The sequence below is a fragment of the Chromobacterium piscinae genome (assembly GCF_021129175.1).
Classification (GTDB): Bacteria; Pseudomonadota; Gammaproteobacteria; order Burkholderiales; family Chromobacteriaceae; genus Chromobacterium; species Chromobacterium piscinae.
In genome coordinates this window covers 1-9,661 of sequence record NZ_JAJOHV010000056.1, presented here as the reverse complement: position 1 = coordinate 9,661, position 9,661 = coordinate 1, and the positions used below count along the sequence as shown (strand labels likewise).

The 9,661-nt window shown below is 63.0% G+C and carries 7 protein-coding genes; all 7 read right to left on the bottom strand.

Going from position 1 to position 9,661, the window contains the following annotated elements; all coding sequences use genetic code 11:
* Nucleotides 1-1,040, bottom strand: a 1,040-nt coding sequence (locus tag LQR33_RS14385; RefSeq protein ID WP_231469506.1) for a DUF418 domain-containing protein, incomplete at its 3' end; no start/stop codon positions are given.
* On the bottom strand, nt 1,037-1,633 hold the full coding sequence (locus LQR33_RS14380; protein ID WP_231178342.1) for a TetR/AcrR family transcriptional regulator: 597 nt from the start codon (nt 1,631-1,633) through the stop codon (nt 1,037-1,039). The genes LQR33_RS14385 and LQR33_RS14380, both read right to left, overlap by 4 nt.
* Nucleotides 1,634-1,965: 332 nt before the next feature.
* Nucleotides 1,966-3,168 (bottom strand): branched-chain amino acid ABC transporter substrate-binding protein, encoded by a 1,203-nt coding sequence (locus tag LQR33_RS14375; protein WP_166439071.1) that lies wholly within the window; start codon nt 3,166-3,168, stop codon nt 1,966-1,968.
* A 289-nt stretch (nt 3,169-3,457) separates the two neighbouring features.
* The gene (hemH, locus tag LQR33_RS14370; protein WP_231178340.1) at nt 3,458-4,546 is read right to left on the bottom strand and encodes a ferrochelatase; all 1,089 of its coding nucleotides are present in this window, start codon (nt 4,544-4,546) and stop codon (nt 3,458-3,460) included.
* Between the two features lie 56 nt (nt 4,547-4,602).
* Nucleotides 4,603-6,903, bottom strand: a complete 2,301-nt coding sequence (locus LQR33_RS14365) for a DNA translocase FtsK (protein WP_269326260.1) — start codon at nt 6,901-6,903, stop codon at nt 4,603-4,605.
* Nucleotides 6,904-6,961: 58 nt separating this feature from the next.
* Nucleotides 6,962-8,065 (bottom strand): anhydro-N-acetylmuramic acid kinase, encoded by a 1,104-nt coding sequence (locus tag LQR33_RS14355; RefSeq protein WP_231469505.1) that lies wholly within the window; start codon nt 8,063-8,065, stop codon nt 6,962-6,964.
* Nucleotides 8,065-9,399 (bottom strand): M23 family metallopeptidase, encoded by a 1,335-nt coding sequence (locus LQR33_RS14350; protein WP_166439075.1) that lies wholly within the window; start codon nt 9,397-9,399, stop codon nt 8,065-8,067. Before LQR33_RS14350 ends, LQR33_RS14355 begins: the two co-directional genes overlap by 1 nt.
* Between the last annotated feature and the right edge of the window lie 262 nt (nt 9,400-9,661).

Below are 9,661 nucleotides of genomic sequence, written 5' to 3'. Positions count from 1 at the left end.
TCGCAGACCCGCCGCATCAGCCATTCCAACGGGCCATGGCGGAAGCGCTTGGACCATAGCCAGGCGAAGGCCACGGCGGCGGAGCAATACAGCGCCGCCGCCGCCGGCACCCGCGCGAGCTCGCCGCTGTCCAACCATCCCATTTCCTCCAGAACACCCATGCCGATCAGGATGTGGGCGATGTACAGGGTCAGCGTTTGCCGGCCCGCGGCCAGCAGCGGCGCGAGCCGGGCAGCCAAAGCCGGGCGCGACGCCAGCGCCAGGCAGCCGCCTATCGCCGCGCTGGCGATGCCGCCTGCGTTCAGCATGTACAGCGGCCCGGGCGGCAATGGCTTCGTTCCCAGAAACGGCGAAAGCCGCGCTGGCGAAAAATCTTGCAGCCAGGCCGACAGCAGGCCGCTGGCCAAAGCCAGCAGCGCGCCGCCCGCCATCAGTTTCCATTGTGTGTCAGGGCGGGCCAAAGGCTGCCGCGACAGCCATAGCCCCCATATCGCAAAGCCCAGCCAAGGCAAGACCGGATGCCAGCCATTGAGCAGCAGGTTGCGCGCGAAGCCCGCCGGCGTCCAGAAGCCTTCGTAGCTGAGGGTGTCCCAGTTCCAGCCACGTCCATAGTCCAGCGTTAGTTGCATGGCGAAGGCCGCCGCCAACGTCAGGCACAGCGCGGCCAGCAGCCATCGCTCAGGCAGCTTCAGCAGCAGGCAGGCGGCGAAGAAATAGAAGGCGTAGTAATGGATGATGTCGGCGGGGAACAAGATGAAGTTGAGCAGCCCGACCGCCAGCAGGAACACGGCGCGCCGGCAGGTCTGGCTTATGGCCTGGACGCGAGCCAGCCGCGCGGTGGCCAGGCCCAGGCCAATGCCGGCTAGGGTGACGAAGGTGGCGGCGGATCGCCCCTCAAAGAGTGAGAACCAGGGCAGCAGCGGGTCCTGGCCGGACGGGAAGGGCGCGATCGCCAGACGGAAGTTGACCAGCACCATGCCGATCAGAGCCAGGCAACGGGCCAGGTCCAGTCCGTCCAGACGGTTAGGGCGCGGGCTCATCGGTTTCCTCCCGCGGGCGACAGCAGCTTGTCGATCAAGACGGAGATGTCAACGTCGTCCAGTTGGGCGCCCAGTAGGGTGCGATTGATGGCGCAGCCTTCCAGCGCGTCCAGCAACCAGTGGGCGCAGGTGGCAAAGGGCAGGCCATTGTCTATGTCTCCTTGTTCGGCGCCGCGATGCAAGGCATCGGCCAAGGCGCTGGCCAGGCGATGGCGGTTGGCTGCGAACATCCGGGCCAGCTCGGCGTCGCGCGCCGCTTCCGCCAGCACTTCGGCGGTCAGGCTGACGTCTTCCGGACGCTCGCACAGCCGCAGATAGCGTTCGGCGAAATCCCGGACGGCGGGGCCGGCGGGGTCTGCCGCCAACGCATCGATCAAGTTCTGTTTTTCCAGCGCTTCTATCGCGGCGATTTCCGCGATCAAGGCTTGCTTGTTCGGGAAGTGGTTGTACAGATTGCCCAGGCTGACGCCGGCGGCGTCCGCGATGTCGCGCATGCCGGTCTGGTGGAAGCCTGAGGCGATGAAACAGACAAGCGCCGCTTCGACGATTTGTTCGCGGCGGTTTTCGGTTTGCTGCTGGCGCTTGGGCGTCATGCGGTTTCCTCTTTCGCAATGTGACTTTCTCAATCATATAATGAACGAACGTTCATTCAATTTTTGGCGTCAAAAAACAGTGATGAATGGCGGATCCATGTGGCGGAAAAACAAAACAAGCGTCAAAGCGCCTGCGATGCGTGCTTGAGGTGAGGATATCCCGGAGTTAGCAGCATCTGGCCAGAGTTTGTCATGCAAAGGGAGCGAAGAAGGCTGCGCCAAATGCGGCGGGGGGTATTCTTGCAATATTGACCGTCAGTTTCGGTTGTCTGGCGAGGCAAATGAAAAGAGGCGCCGAAGCGCCTCTCTTGTGTTGCGGAGCCGGGGGGCGTTTATTTAGCCTCGCCGCCGACGGTGGACACCACTTCCCACTTGCCGCTCTTCACCTGGTAGACGGTGACGGCGCCGTTCTTGATGTCGCCCTTGTCGTCGAAGGCGATCTTGCCGGTCACGCCCAGATAGTCGGTTTTGCCGACTTCAGGCAGGTAGGTCTTGGGGTCGTAGGACTTGGCGCGCTTCATTGCGTCCACCAGCACCATCACAGCGTCGTATTCGAACGGCGCGTAGATCTGCACGTCGGTGTTGAATTCCTTCTTGAACTTTTCGTCGAAGGCCTTGAAGCCGGGCATCTTGTCGCGCGAGATGCCGCAGCTGGACGCATATTGTCCTTCGGACGCGTCGCCAGCCAGCTTGACGAATTCCGGAGTCTGCCAGCCGTCGCCGCCCATCAGCTTGGCCTTGATGCCCAAGCGCTGCATCTGCTTGGCCAGCGGGCCGGCTTGCGCATCCATGCCACCGTAGAACACCAGATCCGGGTTGGTCGACTTGATCGAGGTGAGGATGGCGTTGAAGTCGGTGGCGGTATTGTTGGTGAACTCGCGTTTCACCACCTGGGCGCCCTTGGCCTTGACTGCGCCTTCGAACTGGTCGGCGAGGCCCTGGCCGTAGGCGGTGCGGTCGTCGATGATCGCGATTTTCTTGGCATTCAGGGTGCCGGCGGCGAATTCGCCCAGCGCCTTGCCTTGCTGCACGTCGTTGGCGATCACGCGGAAGGTGGTCTTGAAGCCTTGCTTGGTGTAGTCCGGGTTGGTGGCGGACGGGGAAATCTGCGGGAGGCCTGCGTCGGAGTAGATCTTGGATGCCGGGATGGTGGTGCCGGAGTTCAGGTGGCCGACCACGCCGACCACGCCTGCATCCACCAGGCGCTGCGCGACCTGGGTGCCGATTTTCGGATCGCCCTGATCATCCTCGGATACCAGTTCGAACTTGACCTTCTTGCCGCCGATTTCCACGCCCTTGGCGTTCAGGTCTTCGATGGCGAGCTTGGCGCCGTATTCGTTGTCCTTGCCCAGATGGGAGATCGGGCCGGACATCGGCGAGACTTGGCCGATCTTGACCACGGTTTCGCCGCCAGCTGCGGCTTGGTTCGGAGCGGAGGCGGGCTGACTGCCCGTCGCTGGTTGTTCCTGTTTGCTGCAGGCGCTCATGGCGATGACGGCGGTGGCGATCAGGCTGTAGCGAGCGTATTTGTTCATTGAGAGTTCCCCTGAATCTTATCTGCGTAGACTTTGATGATCTCTTTGGTAAACCAACAACACCATTAAGAGGCTGTTAGTTGCGACTGATTATGGTGACCAGTTTGCGAGGGTGTCAATCTGGCCCGAAGCGCACTCAATGAATATAGGACCAATCTTGGCATTTTGCGGCAAACAAGTTGAAAACGGGCGTATGGCCATTCGGTCATACGCCCGTGTTTTCAGCTTATCTGGATGATTTTTAAAGGTTTGTGCGGCGAGATGGCGTGTGGCGGAACTGACGTTGATGTCAGGAGGATGCCCCCATGTCATGGGCGCGAGCCATTCTTTGATGGCCATCTTCTGCTGAGATTTCTGTCCATCCGGCCAGATTGTTTCTGACAATTTCCGCAAGAGAGGCTATCCATTGCGGCTCTTCATTCAGACAGGAGATGTAGCGGAATTCGCCACCGCCGCTGCTCAAGAAGGTTTCCTTGCCTTCCATTGCGATTTCTTCCAGCGTTTCCAGGCAATCTCCGACAAAACCGGGGCAGACGACGTCCACCTTGCCGGTCTTCGCCTTGCCCAATTCCGCCAGCACTTCACTGGTATATGGCTTTAGCCATTCGGTGCGGCCAAAACGGCTTTGAAAACTGATGACGTATTGATCCGCCCGCAAATGCAGCGCTTCCGCCAGCAGCCGTCCTGTCTTTTGGCATTCGCAATAGTAGGGGTCGCCTTTGTCGCGGGTGAAACGAGGCACACCGTGAAAACTCATCACCAGTTTGTCCGGCTGTTGGCCGTACTGCCATTGCTTGCGGATTTGGGCGGCCAGCGCGGCGATATAGCCGGGGTCATCGTGGAAATGCCGCACGGTGCGGACGTCCGGCATATTGCGCAGCCTGGTCAGCACGCGGAAGGCTTCGTCCAGCGCGGTAGCGCTGGAGGAGGCGGCGTATTGCGGATACAAGGGCAGCAGCAGCAGCCGTTCCACGCCTTGCTCCCGCATTTTGCCGATTACGCTTTCGATGGACGGATTGCCGTAGCGCATCGCGTAATCCACCACCAGATCGCGCAGACCCATTTCCCCTAGCTGGCCTTTCAGCAGTTTGGCCTGGTTTCGGGTGTGGACCAGCAGCGGCGAGCCTTCCTTGGTCCAGATGCTGGCGTATTTCCGGGCCGACTGCTTGGGTCGGGTGTTCAGAATGATGCCGTTAAGAATCAGCCACCACGGCAGGCGTGGAATCTCGATCACGCGCGGATCGGACAGGAATTGCTTGAGGTAGGGGCGCAGCGCTTGGGCGGTGGGAGCGTCGGGCGTGCCCAGGTTGATCAGCAGCACGCCGGTCTTGGGCGTGTAGTCGTGGCGGAGAGCGGGTTCGGGCAGATAGCGGGGCATGGCCATCCTTTATTATGGGAAAGCGGGCGCCGCGGCAACGGCGCCCGTGGGGAGGTCTAGTCTTCTCTGGCCGGTGCCAGCACGGTGCGGTTGCCGTTGCTTTCCATCGAGGACACCAGGCCGGCGGCCTCCATCTGCTCGATCAGACGGGCGGCTCTGTTGTAGCCGATGCGCAGGTGGCGCTGAACCGAGGAGATCGACGCCTTGCGGGTTTTCACCACGATGGCGACGGCTTCGTCGTACAGCGGATCCGATTCGCCGTCCGATTCGCCATCCAGGCTGCCCGCCGCGGAGCTGTCGTCGCCGTCGGCCTGGCCGGTGAGGATGCCTTCGATGTAGTTGGGCTCGCCGGTGGTTTTCAGGAATTCCACCACGTGGTGCACTTCCTCGTCGGAGACGAAGGCGCCATGGACGCGGTTGGGATAGCCGGTGCCCGGCGGCAGATACAGCATGTCGCCCTGGCCCAGCAGAGCCTCCGCGCCCATCTGGTCCAGAATGGTGCGGCTGTCGATCTTGCTGGACACCTGGAAGGCGATCCGTGTCGGGATGTTGGCCTTGATCAGGCCGGTAATTACGTCCACAGACGGCCGCTGCGTGGCCAGAATCAGGTGGATGCCGGCGGCGCGGGCCTTCTGCGCCAGGCGGGCGATCAGCTCCTCGATCTTCTTGCCGGCCACCATCATCAGATCAGCCAGCTCGTCTATCACCACCACCACCAGCGGCAGGGTGTCGAGTGGCTCCGGCGTTTCCGGCGTCAGGCTGAACGGGTTGGGGATCTTCTCGCCGGCTTTGTCGGCGTCCTTGATCTTCTGGTTGAAGCCGGCCAGATTTCGCACGCCGAGCTTGGACATCAGCTTGTAGCGGCGCTCCATCTCGCCCACGCACCAGTTCAGCGCGTTGGCGGCCTGCTTCATGTCGGTGACCACCGGGGCCAGCAGGTGCGGAATGCCTTCATACACCGACAGCTCCAGCATTTTCGGGTCCACCATGATCAGCCGCACTTCCTGCGGCGTCGCCTTGTACAGCAGCGACAGGATCATCGCGTTGATCGCCACCGATTTGCCGGAGCCGGTGGTGCCGGCCACCAGCACGTGCGGCATTTTGGCCAGGTCGGCCGACACGGGCTGGCCTGCGATGTCCTTGCCCAGCGCCATGGTCAGGCGCGAGGCCATGTTCTGGTAGCCGTCCGAGCCGATGATCTCGGTCAGCTTCACGATCTGGCGCTTGGGGTTGGGCAGCTCAAGTCCCATGTAGGTCTTGCCCGGAATGGTTTCCACCACGCGGATGGAAACCAGCGACAGCGCGCGCGCCAAATCCTTCATCAGGTTGACGATCTGCGCGCCCTTGACGCCGACCGCAGGTTCGATCTCGTAGCGGGTGATCACCGGGCCGGGATAGGCGGCGATCACCTTGACGTCCACGCCGAAGTCGGCCAGCTTGCGCTCGATCAGCCTGGACGTGTATTCCACTGTTTCCTGCGACACTGTTTCCAGCAGCTCCTTGGGCGTGTCCAGCAGGCTCAGGCCGGGAAGGGTGGCGTCCTTGGGGTCGGCGAACAGCGACTGCTGAACCGGCTTCTGCGCCTTGGCCGACACTGGCACTTCCAGCACCGGCGGCTCAATGCGCACGGGAGCGGTCTCCTCGATCTTCTTCTTGGCGACCGACACCTTTTCCTCGCGCTTCTGCGCGGTTTCCTTGCCGATCTCGCGGTCTTTCTTCGCCTGCCAGCTCTGCCACAGGCCGACCACGCCTTCCTCCAGCCACGTGCCGATGCGCTCCATCAGATTGAGCCAGGACAGGCCGGTGAACAGCGAGAAGCCGATGGCGGACAGCACGCCCAGCAGAAGGTAGGAGCCGGACAGGCCCAGCCCGTGGGCGATGCCCTTGCCGATGAAGTGGCCGAACATGCCGCCGGCGTCCAGCGGCAGCTTCAGGGCTTTGCCATCCAGCACGATGGCTTCGAAGCTGGAACTGGATACCAGTAGCAGCACGAAGCCGCCGACGGCGGCGGCGGTGATGGGATTGAACTTGAAGCCCAGGCTTTCGATGCGGCGGTAGCCCCAACCTATCGCCACCAGGCAGAACACCACCAGCCACCAGGTGGAAAAGCCGAACACGTACAGCAGCATGTCCGACAGCCAGGCCCCGAACGCGCCGCCATAATTGCGGACGGTGGGGTCGGAGGAGCTGTGCGACCAAGAGGAGTCGAGCGGGGAGTAGCTGGCAAGCACCAGCACAAGGTAGACGGCCGCCACCGCCATCAGCAGCCACCATGCTTCGCGAAGCAGGGAGACCAGCTGAGGCGGCAGCGGCGTCTGGTTGTTCTTGACTACGGCTTTGCGCTTGAAAAATCGCATTTTTTTCATATTTGGCTATGACAGCTGATGATTATAGCCTGATGCGAAGCTTTTCACCTTACCGAGGATACAGCGCGCCCAGCACGCGGGGGCCCTGCGCGCCCGTGACGGAGGGCAGATTTCCGGCTTGGCGATGGTCGAAACGCCAGCCCAGCCAGGCGAAGGCGATCGCCTCGATCAACTGAGCGGGCAGTCCCAGCGCTTCGATCGCGCTTACCTGTTGCCCAGGCAGCAGGCGGGATATCTCGGCCATCAGCGCGCCGTTGCGGGCGCCGCCGCCGCAGGCGTAGACCGCCTGGTTGCCGGAGCAGTGCTCCAGGATAGAGTCGGCGATGCTGCGGGCGCTGAAGGCCAGCAAGGTAGCTTGCACATCTTGAGTTGAAGGCGCGGACGATAGCGCGGCCAGCTTTCCGGCCAGCCATTCGTCGTCGAACAGATCGCGCCCGGTGCTTTTGGGCGGCGGCTGAGTCAGATAAGGCTCGGCCAGCATCGCAGCCAACAATGGCGGGTGGACCGCGCCGCCGGCGGCCCAGCGGCCGTCGTCGTCGAAGGGCTGGCCGGTGTGGCGCAGGCACCAGGCATCCATCAGCATATTGCCGGGTCCGCAGTCGAAGCCTATCGCTTCTTGGCCGTCATGCAGCCGGGCGATGTTGCTGATGCCGCCGATATTGAGGATCACGCGTTTTTCGTCCGGACTGGAGAACGCGCTTTGCTGGAAGGCGGGCACCAGAGGCGCGCCATGGCCGCCGGCGGCGACGTCGCGGCTGCGGAAGTCGGCGATCACGTCGATGCCTGTGAGTTCGGCCAGCTTGGCCATATTGCCGATCTGGACCGTGTAGCCGTCGTGCGGCGCATGACGCACGGTCTGGCCATGGCAGGCGATGGCGCGGATATCCTCCGCGCGGCGGCCGGACTTCTGCAGCAGTTCGCGCGCGGCCTGGGCGTAGATCTCGGCCAGCCGGTTGGCCAGCGTTTCCGCGCGGTGCAGCTCGTCATGGCCGCGGGGCTGCAGCGCCAGCACGGCGGACTTCACCTCAGCGGGGTAGGGGACGACATGGTCGGCCAGCGGCTGGGGCCGGCCGGCGTCGTCGAAATGGACCAGGGCGGCGTCGACGCCGTCCAGGCTGGTGCCGGACATCATTCCAATATATAGATCTGTCATCAATCGATCTGGGCAACGTTGACCGGGATGTTCTGCAGCAGATCAAGCCGCGCGCTCAACACCTGTTTCTTGGCGTCGAACTGCGCGAGCTGGGTCTTGCTCAGGCCCGGCGTGGGCAGGGCGTTGGTGGCCGGGTCCACCGGCTGATCGTTGACCCGCACCTCGAAGTGCAGGTGGGCGCCGGTGGAGCGGCCCGTGCTTCCAACATAGCCTATCACATCGCCGGCTTTGACCTTGCCGCCGGCCTGGATGCCCTTGCCGAAGCCGCGCATGTGGGCGTACAGCGTGGTCAGCTTGGCGTTATGGCGTATCATCACCACGTTGCCGTAGCCGTTCTCGCGCGCCACTTTGACCAGTTCGCCGTCGGCTGGCGCCACAATGGGCGTGCCGGCGCTGGCGGCGTAGTCGATGCCGGAATGCATGCGCAGCGAGCGCAGGATGGGATGCATGCGCAGGCCGAAACCCGAGCTGATGCGGGCGCTGGCCACCGGCTGGCGGCTGAAGCCCTTCTTGACCGGCTTGCCTTCGCTGTCGTAGTAGGCGCCGCTTTCGCTGTCATGGGCGAAATAGAACGCTTGGTGCAGTTTGCCGGCGCGTTCGATCGACACCGCCAACAGGTTGCCGCTGGCGATGGAGGTGCCGGCGTAGACCATGGTCTCGTAGACCAGATTGATGCGGTCGCCAGTCTTCAGGCTGGAGAGCTCGAATTGGTCGGAGAAAACTTCGGACAACTGGTTGCGGATGTCGGCCGGCACGCGGGCGGCGGCCAGCTCGGCGGCGGCTCCGCGCTTCAGCGTGATCGAGCGCACGGTTTCCACGCTCTCGGCGGCCACCGGGTCGGCGCTGGCCTGCCACTTGCCGTCGCGCTTCTCCAGCGCCACCAGCAGTTGCTCGCCGTTGTCGTCGTCCTGCAGGAAGCGCAGGCCGAACAGCTCGCCGGCGTCGTTGGTCTGCACCGTCAGCGTGGCGCCGACTTTCAGCTTGAGCAGATCCTTGGCCACCGGGCTGGTATACAGGAAGGCGCGGGCTTCGTTGTCGCGCACGCCCAGGCGGTTCAGCACCCGGGCCACGGTGTCGCCGCGCTTGACCGCCTCGTCGCGCCAGTAGCGGGTCTGGCTGTCGGCGAAATGGAATTCCGGCAGCGCCAGCCGTTCGATCACTTGTTGCTGCCTAACCTGCTCGGGCAGGGTTTCCTTGGCGCCGTTGGCCACGGCGAAGGCGGTGGCCGTGCCCAGCAGCGGCAGGCAGGCGGCGATGCCGAGCCAGCTCAGGTGGTGATTGACCAGCCGGCTGGCGCACTTTTGCGGGATGTGTAGCAGTTTGCGATAATCCATCACTTTTCCGGGCAGGCGCCGCCTGCCTATGCAAAATATTGATCCGATTCCAGCGCATGCATGCGCCAAAATCATGTTTGGTAGGCGGCTCGCGCGATAGTTCCGGCAAAAGACGTCAGTGTGCCGCAGAATGATGCTCGAGCCAAATGACCAGCGGCCAAAATGGCCGCCATTCCCAACCCATCTGGCAAGAATATGAAATTAACCCTGTTGTTACCCGGTCTATGCTGGCTGGACGCCCATGACGGCGCAGAGGTAGGCA

What these genes read in the sequence shown, in the direction of transcription:
- LQR33_RS14380 (WP_231178342.1), bottom strand. Translation starts at nt 1,633, where the DNA reads ATGACGCCCAAGCGCCAGCAGCAAACCGAAAACCGCCGCGAACAAATC.
- LQR33_RS14375 (WP_166439071.1), bottom strand. Translation starts at nt 3,168, where the DNA reads ATGAACAAATACGCTCGCTACAGCCTGATCGCCACCGCCGTCATCGCC.
- hemH (WP_231178340.1), bottom strand. Translation starts at nt 4,546, where the DNA reads ATGCCCCGCTATCTGCCCGAACCCGCTCTCCGCCACGACTACACGCCC.
- LQR33_RS14365 (WP_269326260.1), bottom strand. Translation starts at nt 6,903, where the DNA reads ATGCGATTTTTCAAGCGCAAAGCCGTAGTCAAGAACAACCAGACGCCG.
- LQR33_RS14355 (WP_231469505.1), bottom strand. Translation starts at nt 8,065, where the DNA reads ATGACAGATCTATATATTGGAATGATGTCCGGCACCAGCCTGGACGGC.
- LQR33_RS14350 (WP_166439075.1), bottom strand. Translation starts at nt 9,399, where the DNA reads ATGGATTATCGCAAACTGCTACACATCCCGCAAAAGTGCGCCAGCCGG.